The following is a 15,990-nucleotide window of genomic DNA, read 5'->3' on the forward strand; positions in this document are numbered from 1 at the left end:
AGCCAGGCCGTCATATGATATTATTCCAATGGTTTTGAGCGAGATCAGCCGTCGCCGAGCCTTATACGGTGCCCGAACTTAAAGTATGAAGTTGGCCCAACTTAAAATCGAACAAGATCGTGCTTTGGTGAAAAAAACGATGACCATTAGTGAAGCTCAAACCGCAATATCTCCTTCAAAAATCACCAGTGGTTCAATAAGACATATTGGGTACAGACCTGATATCGATGGTCTTCGTGCTATTGCTGTTCTGGCTGTTTTAATTTTTCATGCATTCCCGGCGGTGCTGCGCGGCGGTTTTGTAGGCGTTGATATTTTCTTTGTTATTTCTGGTTACCTCATATCCAAGGTTATTCTGACTACGTTGTATCAGGATACTTTCACCATCGCTGACTTTTATTCTCGTCGCATACGTCGAATACTTCCTGCTCTTGTGACCGTATTAGCCAGTTGCTTGGTATTCGGCTGGAATACGATGCTGGCTGATGACTTGGCCCTTCTGGCAAAGCATGTTTTGGGGGGGGCCAGCTTTGTGTCCAATTTTGTATTGTGGAGCGAGGCAGGATATTTCGACAAAGCATCAGAGTTGAAGCCTCTATTACATCTCTGGTCATTAGGAATTGAAGAGCAATTTTATGTTGTCTGGCCACTATTGTTGTGGGCTGGATGGCGTTTGCGGATCCCCCTCCTACCGGTTGTAGTGCTTATTGGTTTGGCATCCTTTGCGATGAATATGGTTGGGATTCATGAGAACCCAACCGCGACCTTTTACTCTCCGCTCTCTCGCGGTTGGGAGCTGATCATCGGAGCTGCGTTGGCATGCCTTACGTCCGACTCCGGTACCAAAGTTATTTCACACAACAGGTACTTCGCGGTTATTACGTCGACTTTCGGCTCAGCAAAGGTGCGCTCAGCTGTTTCAATTATTGGCTTACTGTTCATTGTTTATGCAATGTTTCGGATTAAAGACACGCTTCCATTTCCTGGCAAGTGGGCTCTGTTGCCGACCGTGGGTACCATCCTGCTAATAGCCGCAGGATCAAGTGCATGGGTCAACAGAGTGTTGCTCAGTAGCCGTCCGATGATTGCGGTAGGGTTGATCAGCTTTCCTCTTTATCTCTGGCATTGGCCGTTGTTGACGTTTGCAAGAAGCTCCTACCCGGAAGGTTTACCTTGGTCTGCCCGCTTGGGGGTATTGGTTGCGAGTGCTGTGCTGGCGACCCTCACCTATCTTTATATTGAAAGGCCATTTCGTTCAGGCTTGCGTACACGATTCAAAGTCTCCGTTCTATGCGTTTCCATGTGCGTGGCAGCCGTCATATCAGGGGGCATATTAAAGTCAGGTGGTTTCGCATCCCGTTATCCCGAAATTATTCAACGGGCAACTGAGTACAATCTCGATGGCTATCGCGCAGCGTTGCGTAATCGAGTTTGTTTTATGGATATGGGGCAGGATGCATCGCAGTACGCCCCAGAGTGCATAGATAAAGGGACTGCACCGTTGTGGGTGTTGTGGGGGGACTCAGGGGCAGCTGCCATTTATTCGGGCCTGCGTGGTCTTGCAGATCGCAGCGGACAATTCCGGCTCGCACAATTTACTTCCTCGGCCTGCCCCCCAATGATTGGTTATGAGGGAGATAATTTGGCATGCAGCCGCAATAATCAGTGGACCCTCGAAAAAGTTCGGGAACTGGTGCCCGATACAGTGATTCTAGCCGGGATGTGGGGGGAGTATAACAAGGAGCTTCTGCCTTCTACGATCAAACAAATACAGAGCACGGGAGTGCGCAGAGTGATAATCCTGGGGCCGTCCCCTGCATGGAAAGATACGCCGTCTCGCATAGCCTTCAATTTGTGGAGTAGTGATCCTCTACATCGGGTTCCTTCGGAGCGATTGGATTACGCCAAATATGGAAGGGGCCATGGCGGTCAAGTACAGGAGGGGCTTGATAGCCGAACAGAGATTGCGGAGCAAAATCTGCGATCTATGGCTCAACAGTCGGGTGCGCTTTATATATCTGTTGCTGAAAAGATGTGCAACGAAGACGGTTGTCTCATGAGAGAGTCTGCATCCAGTGGTGAGGCGTTCTATTTAGATATTGTTCATTTCACTCCTCATGGTGCAAATTTCGCAATGAAGGCAATTGCACCTGAGCTAGGTATAAACGACCGCTAGGTAAATGAAGGTCTCAATTGCTGTACGTACTTGAGGCTGATGGAAAGTGAGATTACGAAGTTTTTCTCGTGTTGCCATTTTTTCCGCGGTTCTAGGGCAGCAAGGCTTCGTAATCCCTAAGCAAGGTCCCATGCGTAGGGCGCTTGACGCCCTGCTGCTCCAACAACCTTCCCAGCAGAAATATCTCGCCATCCGCTTCCAACCTACGAAGCTGCTCTGGATTGATGTATTGATGGGAGAGCAACAAGAGCAACAACCTCGTCAGGCGCCAGGGCCCGATTGGCCGGGTGCATCGCATTACCCGCTCCAGTCGATCGATATCTACCGGCACGGAGCCGCTTCTAACTGGTTGCTCATGTTGGAATGGATGCACGAATAACTGTAGAGGTACCCATCACTCCAGGCGAAGCGGGGAAGCGGTGCTCGTAAATGGTACTGTCGCACTCAATCGCCGCCGTGTCACGAGGCGGTTTCGAACGGCTGTGGAGCCCGTCGCGCCGAGTCATTTTATGAGAGACGGCCGAACAAGTACGTCGATTTTCCATTGACCAGTATCAATGTGGGAATTCTGTACATAACGCGCCTGCAACTGCTTGCCGGACTCTGACGGAGCAACCGTCCAGGGATCGGTGACGTTCAATACCACTGACGGCAAATTGGCGTCGAGTCCATAAAATCTAGAGATTGCACTGTCGATCTTGGGAGTGGCCCCGTTTTGTTGACTGAAATCCCACGTTGACAGCGTTTTGGGCCGCATTCGAGTGAGTAAATAGATGCTAGGAAATCGGCCGATCACTGCGACTGAATCGCCGGGAATTGTTGCTAAAAACTCAGTGGTCTGGCTAATAGTCCGGGCTTTATCTTCGGTAGTAAGCAGACCGGCAAAGACCCCATTCTCGATTCGCGTCGCAGGTGCCGGACCTAACGGATTCACACCTTCCCCGTAAATGAAGTTGAAGTTGCTCATGAAAAAAAGAGCGACGACGACACAGAGGAGCGCCATGTGAGAATGACGCTCAACTTCTCTTTTCGGGAATATGGCGAGAAGAAACACGCAGACACAGATGAACCCGCCAATAGCGAAGTTAACGATGCTATTTGTGGCGGTTAGCGACGTAACAATGCCAGCGAAGAGTCCTACGAAAAAATACGCAGTCATTGCATGGTCATTGCGAGCTTTCGTGATCGCTTCAGTAAGAAAGAAGGCAGTCCCTGCGATCGCGAGTAAGAACACGTAATCATGCGATGTAGCGTAAAGGAACGGACCTGCGAGCCGGGCAGCTACAAGAATTCCGCTAATGACTGCACCTGTGATCCACCCGTGGAGCGCGCGATGTGGTCTTCTCCCCGCGAAGATACCTATGGCGATTGATGTCAGACACAAGGTTACGAAGATGTTGCTCGCGCCAAGTAAGGTAGCTGCCTTCGATAATTTTCCTCCAAGCCCGGTAGAAACTTGAAGTGATGAATTGGTGAACTCGATGATCTGCATAAAGCGGTTCACGCCGTACGCAGACAATAAGAGGCCAAGTCCGACGATCTGAAATGTAAGGCACCACACAACATAACGTCGAAAATTAGGCCGCAACACAGGTACGACTGCAATGGCAATCAAAAAGCTTGCCAAAACGACCACGAACGTGGGGTAGGCGATCACGGACACCATCCACGCTGCTGCGGATGTTATTAACCAGCGAGGCTGCTGCGTTTCTGCAAAGGATGCATAAGCTGCGACCGCGCATAGCATGCCTAGCATACCCAGGGTGTTGTACGACGGAGAAGGAAGACTGAACGGGATGAAGCTCGTCACCGCGATGCCGCAAAGCACTGCGACCGGAAATGTTTGGCGAGTACGAGCAAAGCGGAAAAAGCAAAAGCCTGAGACAAGACTCGCAACCAGATATATAAATCTGTTGAAAAGAGCTAAGCCCTCCTGGTTTGGCAGCACCGCGGCAAAGACTTTGACAAAAGGAAAGACCAGCAATTCAGCGGTCTGATGTAGCCCCAGAGCGTTGCTGTGCCGAAAGCCGGTCTTTAGCCAACCATCCAAAAAAGACAAGTAGTAGGACTCGTCCGTGAGGTCTACGCCTATCGTCATGCGATAGCAAAGCAAAAGGGATGTGACAACCGCAAGTAAAATCATTCCGGCGCGAAGCGCAATATCGGAGCGGCAACCATCGTTATTCGAAGTCGGTGCGGACATCCCTGAAATCTCTTGTGAGCGCGCAAAAGGTCGTCATGGTACCAGACACCGTTGGGCTTTCAGTAGAGGGTTTTACCGATTCATGGTGGCTAGGCCGTCGATAGATTTTCGGAAGTCCACTGGCTTGGAAGATTAGGGTAGGGTATATGATACGCAAGCCATGGCAGCAGTTGTTACAGCTAGGAACGAAGCGGCGAGCAATGCATAAGAGGCAAGGATCGGTAAACAATGCCTTTTAAGCAGTTTAGAAAATTCGGGCCATTCGAACTGTGTAACGACGGATCCAAACAAAACCAGATAGAGAGGCATAAAGAATCGGGTTTCAACTGCACCTGGTATTATCGCCAGAACAGGAATGAGTAGTGGGGCCAGATAAGCCATCTCCATCCAACGAGGTTTTGGTCTTGTACAAAAAATCAAAGCGCCGAAAAAGAATAGACTAAAGCAGAAGAAAGCGACGATGCTTTTATTTGCTGATGGTTTTGTGGCGTAAACCAATCCGTCACGAACATCAATACCGTTAATGAAGTGCCTTCCGTAGATTCCAATAAACTGTACTGGGTGTTTGGCAACCAATGAAATGTAGCCGACTATAGTTGGATCGTCGGTGAATTGCGACTCATAAAGTGAGCGCACGGTAATTCCGGCGGAGTCCTTATAGTACAGGCTAGGTGCGGGAGTGTCGCCGCCATTATATGTTTCATAACGCTGTATTGTTACTCCCCAATACAATTGTGTCGCCATCAAGGATTTACCTTGTACTGTAGCGAAAACTAAAGGGGTCGCGACGTTATGGATGCGTTTGTTAATTGCCATTTGCGGCAAAGCTACAATAAAAGCTCCCAAAATAAACGAAATTATACCAAGTCTGCGAGCGCTCCATGGTTTGCTACGCAGGAATACAAATGGAATGATAAACAGCAAGGCGATTAAGGAAAAAATGTAAATGGTTCTGATATTGTAAGCTGCGCTAGCTGCCGCGCCGGAAAAAAACAGGAATGCTAACCAGTACTTTCCTTTAGCCCTTTCCGCGAATGCAATCGCTATTATAAGGGTTAATACTGCGGGCATGTCAGAAAGCGGATACAGGAACAGTCCTGGAAAAACGCCAATTGTAAGTAATGCAAATAAAATCCGGCGTAAAACGGTAAGGCGGCCACCGAAGCACTGCAGGAAAAAATTTGCCACAGGGCCTGTCAAAAGGTAGGCGTAGATAGCAGAGGTGCTGACCCTGAAAACAATACGGCCTGAGTCGTTTATAGCATCAGTTAAAGCATGTATTGGAAATAGCAGGTAGGCATAGACGTAACCCCTAACGATATCTGGGAAATTCGCTACAGATGCGGGAGTGCTCAGCGTCCAATAAGTACTAGAGTCAAAGGGAAACTCTTTAATGCCAAGAGTTTGGTGGGTAATCAGTAATATTAAAAATACTATGCAGAACGAATAAATATTCGGTTTGCTCTCTAGCTTTGCTAGTACTTCCATTGGTGATCCTTTGTTTTACTCTGGGCCAGCGTCGCAGGCCCAGAGTCATCTATTAGTACTGACGAATAATGTATTGGTTCGAGTGGGTTTATTTTTTTATCTCGATCCAATCTAACTTTCCAGCAAGACCGTAGTATTTCTCATCAGTGTCGCTAATAAATGTAATAGTGTTCATTCCGTTTCTAAGTTGGCTTCTAACAAGCTCAGCTTTGAATTTATTGCCGTCCGTCCATTTTAGTGGGGTGTCAACGCCGTTTAACTCGATTTTCATACTGGTTGTTATTTCTGGACTGGCCATTACATCGAACAGCCCTTGTAAATAATAGCGATCCGCAGAAGGCGAGAACTTAAAGTCGAGGAAAGCGTTTTTATTGCTCTTCCAAGCTAAAGACTTGTGCTGAAATTTATTGATAGTCCAGTCGGCTTCGCGCCATCCAGAACCGGCTGTTGGTAACTCCATGCTCCACCAGTCACCGAAACTCCAGAAGTAATGGTCGCTGGATCCCTGGTCAGTAAAGTTTACTAGCGAATTATGATAGTCCGGTTTGTCGATGAATCCACGATAGATCGAGCCTGTATGGCCTTGGTCACTACGTAACATGTCCGTACGGAGTGAATCAACTTTTGTAACTTCATCTGGGTTTACTAGGATGGTCGCAGTCTGTGACTTTACAAGTTTTTTAGCTTCTAGTTGCGGGCCTTTTTCTATCCCGGGACCACTAACTGGCGTTGGGTAATGAAATAACCACTCGGTAGCAGTCTCTTCGCATGTCCCCTTTCGTGCAAGACTGTCGATTTGCTGCCACTCGTTACCCAGCGCATGGCATACCTCCACTTTATTAAATGGATGGCCATAAATATAGTTAAGGGTGGCTTGGAGGTTTCCATTGATAAACATCCATGTGTGATTGAGTTGGTTTGTTTTGTCAATAATTACTAGCGTTTTGTCCTTGATGTCGCCATCAAATCGTTCAACGATATTTTTTAGAATGCTGCGTTGTCTATCTGAGAGCTTAACATAGTGGTGGAACTGATATAGTTGTGTTGAAAATCCGATGAAAATCAAAAAGGCCATGCAGCACGTGGCGAGGTGTTTATTGATTTTGCTAATGGCTATGAGTGTGGCTAAAGTCGCGAATACACCACCAGGCGTTGCGAACAGGAATGTACGCTGGCTTATGGATTGGTGAGCGGGAGATAGTAAGAAAGGCGCGTAGCCTAAAAGAACCAGGATAATGCCAGCTATCAATAAGCGGGCGGAAAGCATTAGCGAGGGTGAAGCTGAGACATCTGTTCTTTTAAGTTTATGTAGCAGTGCAAGGGTTATGATGGTCGCTATTGCTAGTACACTTAGCGCGTACCAGTACGTATTGAATTCGATAGTGGTAATTTGTAACGCGTCATACCAACCACCCAAGGTTGTCCTCAGTAATCCAATCGAGAACAGGTTTGGCAGTGAGAGTTTGATCGTGCTGATTGTGTTCGTGCCAGCTATAGCACCTTGATAGCTCTTAATTAATGGTGCGGTATAGATTGCATAAACAATATAAGTGAGCGCGCCAGTAAACCAAATAAGGTGTTTCCAGATCTGTTGACGTAGTTGAGATATGGCCAGTTTGATGCCTGATCTCGCAAACATAATCAGGAATGGTAGTGCCGTCAGTAATAGTGACGCTTCATACATTGCACAGGCGGTCAGCAGTAGTATGGCTGACAGACCTGCCATCAGATATGACGCGATTGGCGTTGTCGAATTTTTAGCAGCTATGAATACAGCGGTTCCAAGTAGAATCGAGCTAAGCGCCCAATTTATATGGAGTGCTCTAAACGACAACTGCATGGTGTCAGCTGGGTAAATTACGATTAACAGTCCCGCGATCACTCCCCATTTCAAGGAGCCTGTGAGGTGAGTTGTTATATAGCTAAGACTCGAGCCTTTTACGCATAGCGATAATGCGAGCAATAAGTTCCAATACTTGAATGAGTATGGGTCAAGAAAGTATGCAAGTGCCTGAGGAAAAATCGTTAAAGGTCTAAGTGCGTGGGCGGCCAGAGGGCTAGAAGTATCGGCAAAAAAGAATAATCCACTAGTTGTGAACAACCCTAGTAATCCCCACTCTTCTATCAGGCCGATCAGCGAGAAACCGTAGGGTAACCACAACGCAAAGACCAAAAAAGCAACCGGGATAATTTGTGCCATCCAGAATTTTGTCACGCCAGACGGGTGCAGCCAGGAATACCTGTGAGATAAGATTTGCTCAGTTGTATTTGTCATTGAGTCCTACTGGTCTATTTCTGTCTTGGACTGATGTGTAGCTTTAAGTATTGTTTTGCTCAGCAAGTAAGTTACAGGCAGAAGCAGGACAATGATCAAAAGCGGCGCTATTTCTTTAGGTATGCCTAATCTCTCCACCATAAGACTAAGCATTAAGGCAGCCAATATATACTGGAGCAAATACACTAAAGGGTAGGCCATCAAGCCTTTCCATGATTTTTTTACATTGAAAACAATTTGTGCATTAAACAGATACGAAAATACGATTCCGGTTACATAAGCGATGACATAAGATTTTTGATAGCTTATATACATGTTAAGCAATAAATAGATTCCATAGGTCAGGAGGGTGTTTAAAAAACCTCCTGCCAGGAACGATACCCATCGGCGTACATGTTCTTTTGAAATGGTAATGCGCACTAGTTTTTCGAGCCTGTTATTTTTAAAAAGTCAGAGTAATCCCGAATGTAATCTGCCGCGTCATAGTAGTCGGAAGTGAATACCAGCAGGACAGCATCTTCCGAGTATTTATACTGGATACCCCAGATCAAGGGCGGCAAGTAAATGCCTTTGTTCGGAGCGTCGAGCATTACTTCTGCGCGGCTTTGACCGTCATCTACCACTACAGCGCAACTCCCTTTGACGCAGATAAGGAACTGATGGCATTTGTGATGAGCATGTTCGCCGCGGGTTTTTTGGCTGGGTACGTTAAACACCAGAAAATAGCGCTTCGGAACAAATGGTATTTCTTTTTCAAATTCCCCGACTGACAAGTCGCCCCGCATGTCCGCAACGAATTTGAAGTTGTGTGAGGTGACGTCGCCCACTCCAACCCTTGTAATCCCTTCTTGCGACTCTGCATTTCCAACGAGCTTCGGTTTTTCGCTGTTGTCGCTTGCAGCTGAATTCTCTACGTATCCGGTAATCCGTGCCGGTGACCCTGTCACGATCGCATACGGAGGCACGGATTTGGTGACCACTGCGCCCGCTCCAACCATCGCCCCCATACCGATAGTAACGCCAGGGAGGATCACAGCACCGCCGCCGATCGAAGCCTTGTCGTGTATCACGGTTTGCAGAAACGTTTCCGGGTAGACCTTGGAGCGAGGAAACTTGTCATTGGTAAAGGTGACATTTGGACCAATGAACACATCATTGCCAACTCTCAGGCCATCCCAAACATATACACCCGACTTGATCGTCGTTCGGTCGCCGATCACGACATCATTTTCAATCAGGCAGTGAGAGCAGATGTTGACATCCGAACCGATCACCGCTTCAGGAAAAATGACAACGTACTGCCAAACACGGGTGTTTTGGCCAATGTTGGTACTTTTGACATCTGCGCTAGGGTGGATTGTCGGATTAGACATGGCTGATTTGCTCTCGGTTGTTCAACTGTATGCTTACGACTGCCAACGGTCGTTGTTTGGTGTTCTCGTAAGCGCGCCAGGCATAAGTGCCTACAAGTCCCAGGCCCAGTAGATTCAAGGTGCCCAGCAGCAGGACCACGACCATGGTGGCGGCATACCCTGGTACTGCGATGGTGCCGTGAATTCTTGCAATGATGACCAGCAGGCCTATTGCTGCTGATATCAATGAGCCTATCGCGCCCATTTTTATCAATAGACGTATAGGGTAGTCGGTGAAAGCGAAGACGCTGTCCATCATGTATTCCAGCTTCTTCTTGAACGTCCAGGCTGACTTGCCTTCCTGGCGAACCTGGCGATCGTAGTCGACGAATTTTCTTCTGAAGCCGAGCCAGAATATTAATGCGATCAAAGACGAACGAGATTCTTCAAGCTTCAGAAGCTGCTCTTTGAAGACGTTGTTGCAGCCAAAGATATCCACGCCACCTTTAGGCATGTCGTGGACCACCAGCTTTCTATAGAGGCCCCAGAACATTGAAGAGGCCAGTCGGCTGAAAAGCGGATCCTTACGGGCGTTACGTGTCCCGATGGCCACATCACACTCATCGTTTGACAGCGACTGGAAGAAGCTGATCAACAGTTCCGGTGGTTCCTGCAAGTCGGCCGCCATGACGCCGAAATATTCCCCGGTTGCTGCCATCAGGCCCGTACGAATGGCCGGGAAGGAGCCGAAATTCCTCGAATGAGCGATTAACTGCGCGGCAAACGGCAGGTTTGGCAGTTCTTTTTGAATCAACTCAAACGATGCATCCGGGCTGCCATCGACGACAAAAACCGCTTCTACCTCGTTGTTCAGGCTCTCGTTGATTTCGCTGAGTGCTTGAATCAAGCGTGGAATGGATTCTGCGTTTTTATAAACCGGGATGATGATCGAGTACGTCATGCAGCCCATCCATTGACTGCTTTGATCACTGCGCTGACTTCATGCTCTTCCATTTCTGGATAGCATGGCAATGTCAGAATCTCTTTTGCCAAACGCTCGGTGTTGGCCAAGTGGCAGTCAACGTTCACGTTCTTGAATACAGGTTGTTTGTAGTCAGGAATCGGGTAGTGGACCTCGGAAGCGATTTGCAAGCCGCGCAGATGTTGCTGCAAGGAGTCCCGTTTCGGGCTCTTGATGACATACAGGTGAGCGACCCAGGCATCGCTTTTCCCTTGCGGATGAACAATGTCGGGTTGATTTATTTCATTGCGATAACGTTCGGCAATTTCGTTGCGTCGGGCATTGCCCTGATCAAGATGGGGCAGGAACTCGGAGAGAATGGCAGCTTGCATTTCGTCCAGGCGACTGTTTCTGGCACCGTCCAACTCCACGCAATATTTGGAGGACCAGCCGTATTGACGCAATTGTGCGACGCGCTGCGCAATTTCAGCAGAGTTGGTGACTACTGCACCGCCGTCGCCAAGCGCGCCGAGGTTTTTTGTAGGGTAGAAGCTAAAACTGGCAGCGTCACCGAACGTCCCCACACGTTTGCCATGCAGGCTGGCTCCGTGTGCTTGTGCGCAATCTTCCAGGAGCGCAATGCCGTTGTCCGCGCAGAAAGTGGCGATTTCCTGAATTTCCGGGATAGCCAAACCATAAAGGTGAGTGACGACAACGACTTTGGCGCCTGCCTCAACGGCACGTTTGACTTGGGCAAGCGTTACGACCTGGGTATCGAAGTCGACATCCATGAAGGTGGGTACGGCACCAATGGCCAGGACCGAAGTGGTGGTATACATGCCGGCGTTGGCGACAGTAGCGACCACGTCACCTTTTTCAACACCCAGAGCCTTGAGGGCCAATTCAATTGCATCGGTGCCATTGGCGACGGTTATGCAGTGGTCAGCGCCCAGGTATTGGGCAAAGGACGCTTCAAAACGTTTGACCTCCGGACCCAGCACAACCCATCCGCTGGACACCACGCGTTGGATGGATGCATCGATCTGATCTCGGTATTTGGCGATTTTCGCGCTGAGATTATTGATTTGCTGCATCGATATGCTCCCTTCGAGGCCTAACCTGCTGAAATTAGTATTTATTTTGAAAAATTTGCTGACGCCACCCATCTTGGCGAGGTGTCTAGGGCTCTATTCAGTGAGCGTTTAGTCAAAATTGGGGGGATTCTATCTCTCTTGGGTGTTTGCTCCAACCTGTGTGATGACAACTGGTCTTGGATCGAAAGGCGTTGAATTTTTCATCTTCGAGCCAGTTGCCGGACAGTCAGGGTGAGGAGGGGGACTCTAGCATCCAAATTCAGGGGTCAAAATGACGCCTTTTTGTGATAGATTATTCCATTGCTATCTATTTTTGAATCGGTTCGGAATGTCGAAAAAAATACTTGTGACCGGTGCGACGGGATTTCTGGGGAATGCTCTGGTAACGCGTTTTTGCACTTTGCCGGAAACATCGGTTGTGGCGCCCCTTAGAAATATAAATAGCAAATTACCTGACGTAGTAGAAAAGACTTATATATCAAACATAGATAAAACCACCGACTGGACGCAATCCCTCTCTGGTGTAGATGTAGTGGTGCATTCGGCAGCACGGGTGCATGTCATGCACGAAGATCCTACGCAATCGTTGGAAAAGTTTCGCGCGATTAATGTTGAAGGAACACTTAATCTTGCACGCCAAGCCATACAGGCGGGTGTTAAAAGATTTATCTTTATCAGTTCAATCAAGGTTAATGGGGAAGCGACGGAGTCAGGCAGCGCATTTTCGGCGGATGACATTCCGCACCCATTGGATCCTTACGGTATTTCCAAGTACGAAGCAGAACAGCAACTCATGCAACTCGCCAATACCGGAGCGATTGAAGTTGTCATTATCCGTCCGGTCCTGATTTACGGTGCGGGTGTAGGCGCGAATTTTCAGCAAATGATGCGCTGGCTTGTGAAGGGCATTCCGTTACCGTTCGGAGCGGTGACAAATCAACGAAGTCTCGTTTCGCTGGAAAATGTCGTTGATCTGATCAATATATGCGTCGATCATCCCAAGGCTGTGAATCAGATATTTCTGGTGAGCGATGATGAGGATATTTCAACGACTCAGCTAATGCAGCGCCTGATCGCCTGTTTAGGTGTGAAAAGCCGACTCGTACCTGTTCCCGTCTGGGTACTGATGCCCCTGGCCGGTCTGTTTGGACGACGTGCAACAGCACAGCGGCTTTTTGGCTCGTTGCAAGTGGATATCAAGAAAAACCAGGAACTATTGGGCTGGCGTCCACCAACAAGTCTGGATGATGGATTGAAATTGACGGCGCAGCATTTTCTGGAGTCTCGCTAAAAATGAATTATGCGTGGTTCATTCCGGTGGCTGTCTGTATTTCCTTTTTGCTGACGGCGGCGTTACGCAAATACGCGATTTCTCGAAGTTTGATGGATGTACCGAACGCCCGTAGCTCTCACTTGATAGCCACACCGCGTGGCGGTGGCGTCGCAATTGTCGTGGCTTTTATTGCCTCGTTGATATTCCTGTCCGCCGCTGACCTGATTACGCCATCCGCCTTTTTTGCAAGTGCAGGGGCAGGGCTCTCGATAGCACTGATTGGCTTTATGGACGATCACGGACATATCGCCGCACGTTGGCGTTTGTTGGGGCATTTTGCAGCAGCGGCGTGGCTGCTGGGCTGGATGGGTGGTCTACCTCCAATCAAATTGTTTGGCATCCATGTCGATCTGGGCTGGGTGGGTCATGTGCTGGCCGCTTTTTATCTGGTGTGGCTACTCAATCTCTACAATTTCATGGACGGAATCGATGGCATTGCCAGCGTAGAAGCGATGTGTTCCTGTCTGGGAGCCTGTTTGCTTTATTGGTTGGCAGGTCTGGACAGCCTGATTTGGGGGCCATTGCTGCTCGCCGCTTCTGTGGCAGGTTTCCTTTATTGGAATTTCCCGCCCGCGAGGATTTTCATGGGGGATGCCGGCAGCGGATTTCTTGGCATTATGCTGGGTGGTCTTTCTCTGCAGGCTGCGTTGGTGAGTGCGCCCATGCTATGGGCCTGGATGATTTTGCTTGGGGTATTCATCGTCGATGCAACATTTACGCTGTTTCGCCGTTTGTTTAGAGGGGAGAAAGTCTATGAAGCGCATCGCAGTCATGCCTACCAATTTGCCTCACGCCGTTTCGGCAAACATTTACCGGTAACTATCGCTGTTGGCATGATCAATCTGTTCTGGCTGTTGCCCATAGCCGTGTGCGTGACACGTTTTGGTCTGGACGGAGCTTTGGGAGTCATTTTGGCTTATGTGCCTCTAATCGTGATGGCAATAATATTTCGCGCCGGAGATCTGGAAGATCCAGCGGTAAAGAACTAAGCAGCGACTACTCTGTCATTAGGTTTAGAGTGATTGCGCGCGCCTTTGAGGTTCCGGGTGACGGGGCTGCTGAGCGGAGGGGACTAAGGTGTTTGAAGGGTTTATGGATAAAATCAGAGCGTACCTGGTAGGGCTCCCTCGGCGTCGAAAAAGGTTGATACAGGTTGCTACAGACATCCTGCTGGTCTGGATTGCCCTGTGGTTAGCATTTATCGTGCGCTTGGGCCTGGATGATATGTACAACCCCTTGAAGGTCCATTTTTGGCTCTTTGTCTGTGCTCCGGTTATCGCAATTCCCTTGTTTGTGCGCTTTGGCATGTACCGTGCCGTCATGCGCTATTTCGGTAATGACGCTCTCATCGCCATTATCAAGGCAGTCAGCCTGTCTTCGTTGATTCTGACGGTCGTGGTCTACTGGTACAGCAACCATGAAGCTGTCGTCCCACGCTCCATCATCTTCAACTACTGGTGGCTAAGCCTCGTCATCATCGGCGGCCTACGCCTATGCATGCGCCAATACTTCATGGGCGACTGGTTCACCGCCGCCCAACATGTACCGTTCACCAACCGAGATGATGGCCTTACCAAAGTCGCCATCTACGGTGCAGGTGTGGCCGGCAACCAGCTTGTAGCGGCACTTCGGATGGGTCGAGTAATGCGTCCCGTGGCGTTTATCGATGATGATCCGAGCATTGCGGATCGTTCGATCGCAGGTCTCCAAGTCTACAAACCCAAACACATCCAACAGATGATCGACGAAACCGGCGCCCAGGAAATCCTCTTGGCCCTACCGTCATCCACCCGCGCACGACGCAGGGAAATTCTCAATCTGCTGGAAGCTTATCCGCTTCACGTACGAAGCGTCCCGAACTTCACCGATCTGGCCAGCGGTCGGGTCAAGGTTGAAGACATTCAGGAAGTGGATATCGCCGATTTGCTGGGCCGTGATGCCGTGCCGGCCCAGGCCGATTTGCTCAAGCGTTGTATCAAAGGCAAAACGGTGATGGTCACTGGCGCGGGCGGTTCGATCGGTTCGGAGTTGTGTCGGCAGATTTTCTCCCTCGGCCCAACCACGCTTCTGTTGTTCGAGCACAGTGAATTCAACCTTTACAGCATTCTGTCGGAGTTGGAGCAGCGCGGCTGCCGTGAGTCGGTGTCGGTCAAGCTGTTGCCTATCCTCGGTTCCATCCGTCACCCGCACAAGCTGCTTGATGTGATGAAGACCTGGCGTGTGGATACCGTTTATCACGCGGCCGCTTATAAGCATGTGCCGATGGTCGAGCACAACATTGCCGAAGGCGTGCTCAACAATGTCATCGGCACATTGAACACCGCTCAGGCTGCCTTGCAGGCGGGTGTGGCCAACTTTGTGTTGATCTCCACCGATAAAGCCGTTCGTCCGACCAACATCATGGGCAGCACCAAGCGTTTGGCGGAGTTGACCCTTCAGGCCCTCAGTCGTGAAATTGCTCCTGTGCTGTTTGGTGACAAGGCCAATGTATCTCGGGTCAACAAAACCCGTTTCACCATGGTGCGTTTTGGCAATGTGTTGGGGTCGTCCGGTTCGGTGATTCCGTTGTTCCATAGCCAGATCAAGTCCGGTGGGCCGCTGACGGTCACGCACCCGAAGATCACCCGTTACTTCATGACGATTCCCGAAGCCGCGCAACTGGTGATTCAGGCCGGTTCCATGGGGCAGGGGGGCGATGTGTTCGTGCTGGACATGGGCGAGCCGGTGAGGATTGTCGAGCTGGCGGAGAAGATGATTCACCTGTCCGGTTTGAGCATTCGCTCCGAGCGAAATCCCCAGGGCGATATTTCGATCGAGTTCACGGGGCTGCGTCCGGGCGAGAAGCTTTACGAAGAGTTGCTGATTGGGGATAACGTCGCAGCGACGCCACATCCGATGATCATGACCGCCAACGAAGACCATCTTCCCTGGGACGTGCTCAAGGGGCGTTTGACTGAGCTGTTATTGGCGGTCGAGCAGGACGACTACTCCCGCGTGCGCCAGCTCTTGCGCGAAACGGTCAGTGGCTATACCCCCGACGGCGAGATTGTCGACTGGATCCACCAGCAACGTCGCCTCGAACCCTGATTGTTTCACATCCTGTAACGG

Annotated in this window: 11 protein-coding genes; 4 read left to right on the forward strand and 7 right to left on the reverse strand. The window is 49.6% G+C overall.

Features of this window, described 5'->3' with window-relative positions:
- The first annotated feature begins 85 nt into the window (after nucleotides 1-85).
- A complete protein-coding gene (locus KGB14_RS01305) occupies nucleotides 86-2,176 on the forward strand; it encodes an acyltransferase family protein (RefSeq protein ID WP_223483750.1) in 2,091 nt (696 codons plus the stop codon).
- A gap of 502 nt (nucleotides 2,177-2,678) precedes the next feature.
- On the opposite strand, the gene KGB14_RS01310 is transcribed toward KGB14_RS01305, so the two are convergent.
- The 7 genes from KGB14_RS01310 to KGB14_RS01350 all read right to left on the reverse strand — a co-directional run bounded on the left by KGB14_RS01310 (nucleotide 2,679) and on the right by KGB14_RS01350 (nucleotide 11,549).
- Nucleotides 2,679-4,379: a hypothetical protein gene (locus tag KGB14_RS01310; RefSeq protein WP_223483751.1), complete on the reverse strand. Its 1,701-nt coding sequence runs from the start codon at nucleotides 4,377-4,379 to the stop codon at nucleotides 2,679-2,681.
- Between the two features lie 132 nt (nucleotides 4,380-4,511).
- Nucleotides 4,512-5,867 (reverse strand): hypothetical protein, encoded by a 1,356-nt coding sequence (locus KGB14_RS01315; RefSeq protein WP_223483752.1) that lies wholly within the window; start codon nucleotides 5,865-5,867, stop codon nucleotides 4,512-4,514.
- Nucleotides 5,868-5,955: 88 nt separating this feature from the next.
- Entirely contained in the window at nucleotides 5,956-8,142 is a 2,187-nt protein-coding gene (locus KGB14_RS01320; protein WP_223483753.1) for a hypothetical protein, read from the reverse strand.
- A 6-nt stretch (nucleotides 8,143-8,148) separates the two neighbouring features.
- Nucleotides 8,149-8,562: a GtrA family protein gene (locus KGB14_RS01325; RefSeq protein WP_223483754.1), complete on the reverse strand. Its 414-nt coding sequence runs from the start codon at nucleotides 8,560-8,562 to the stop codon at nucleotides 8,149-8,151.
- Nucleotides 8,562-9,515: a WxcM-like domain-containing protein gene (locus tag KGB14_RS28510; RefSeq protein WP_317851005.1), complete on the reverse strand. Its 954-nt coding sequence runs from the start codon at nucleotides 9,513-9,515 to the stop codon at nucleotides 8,562-8,564. The genes KGB14_RS01325 and KGB14_RS28510 overlap by 1 nt, the downstream gene beginning before the upstream one ends.
- Nucleotides 9,508-10,455, reverse strand: a complete 948-nt coding sequence (locus KGB14_RS01345; protein ID WP_223483755.1) for a glycosyltransferase family 2 protein — start codon at nucleotides 10,453-10,455, stop codon at nucleotides 9,508-9,510. Before KGB14_RS01345 ends, KGB14_RS28510 begins: the two co-directional genes overlap by 8 nt.
- On the reverse strand, nucleotides 10,452-11,549 hold the full coding sequence (locus KGB14_RS01350; protein ID WP_223483756.1) for a DegT/DnrJ/EryC1/StrS family aminotransferase: 1,098 nt from the start codon (nucleotides 11,547-11,549) through the stop codon (nucleotides 10,452-10,454). Before KGB14_RS01350 ends, KGB14_RS01345 begins: the two co-directional genes overlap by 4 nt.
- Before the next feature lie 328 nt (nucleotides 11,550-11,877).
- Here KGB14_RS01350 and KGB14_RS01355 point away from each other — a divergent pair, with 328 nt between their 5' ends.
- The 3 genes from KGB14_RS01355 (at nucleotide 11,878) to KGB14_RS01365 (ending at nucleotide 15,969) form a co-directional block, all read left to right on the forward strand.
- On the forward strand, nucleotides 11,878-12,840 hold the full coding sequence (locus KGB14_RS01355; RefSeq protein ID WP_223483869.1) for a UDP-glucose 4-epimerase family protein: 963 nt from the start codon (nucleotides 11,878-11,880) through the stop codon (nucleotides 12,838-12,840).
- Nucleotides 12,841-12,842: 2 nt separating this feature from the next.
- Nucleotides 12,843-13,871, forward strand: a complete 1,029-nt coding sequence (locus KGB14_RS01360; RefSeq protein WP_223483757.1) for an MraY family glycosyltransferase — start codon at nucleotides 12,843-12,845, stop codon at nucleotides 13,869-13,871.
- 103 nt (nucleotides 13,872-13,974) lie between these two features.
- Entirely contained in the window at nucleotides 13,975-15,969 is a 1,995-nt protein-coding gene (locus KGB14_RS01365) for a polysaccharide biosynthesis protein (protein ID WP_223483758.1), read from the forward strand.
- Nucleotides 15,970-15,990: the final 21 nt, after the last annotated feature.

The sequence above is a fragment of the Pseudomonas sp. A-RE-19 genome (assembly GCF_019956555.1).
Lineage (GTDB): Bacteria > Pseudomonadota > Gammaproteobacteria > Pseudomonadales > Pseudomonadaceae > Aquipseudomonas.

Excerpts from the sequence above, each read along its gene's own strand:
- KGB14_RS01305 (WP_223483750.1), top strand. The coding sequence starts at position 86 with ATGAAGTTGGCCCAACTTAAAATCGAACAAGATCGTGCTTTGGTGAAA.
- KGB14_RS01310 (WP_223483751.1), bottom strand. The coding sequence starts at position 4,379 with ATGTCCGCACCGACTTCGAATAACGATGGTTGCCGCTCCGATATTGCG.
- KGB14_RS01315 (WP_223483752.1), bottom strand. The coding sequence starts at position 5,867 with ATGGAAGTACTAGCAAAGCTAGAGAGCAAACCGAATATTTATTCGTTC.
- KGB14_RS01320 (WP_223483753.1), bottom strand. The coding sequence starts at position 8,142 with ATGACAAATACAACTGAGCAAATCTTATCTCACAGGTATTCCTGGCTG.
- KGB14_RS28510 (WP_317851005.1), bottom strand. The coding sequence starts at position 9,515 with ATGTCTAATCCGACAATCCACCCTAGCGCAGATGTCAAAAGTACCAAC.
- KGB14_RS01345 (WP_223483755.1), bottom strand. The coding sequence starts at position 10,455 with ATGACGTACTCGATCATCATCCCGGTTTATAAAAACGCAGAATCCATT.
- KGB14_RS01350 (WP_223483756.1), bottom strand. The coding sequence starts at position 11,549 with ATGCAGCAAATCAATAATCTCAGCGCGAAAATCGCCAAATACCGAGAT.
- KGB14_RS01355 (WP_223483869.1), top strand. The coding sequence starts at position 11,878 with ATGTCGAAAAAAATACTTGTGACCGGTGCGACGGGATTTCTGGGGAAT.
- KGB14_RS01360 (WP_223483757.1), top strand. The coding sequence starts at position 12,843 with ATGAATTATGCGTGGTTCATTCCGGTGGCTGTCTGTATTTCCTTTTTG.
- KGB14_RS01365 (WP_223483758.1), top strand. The coding sequence starts at position 13,975 with ATGGATAAAATCAGAGCGTACCTGGTAGGGCTCCCTCGGCGTCGAAAA.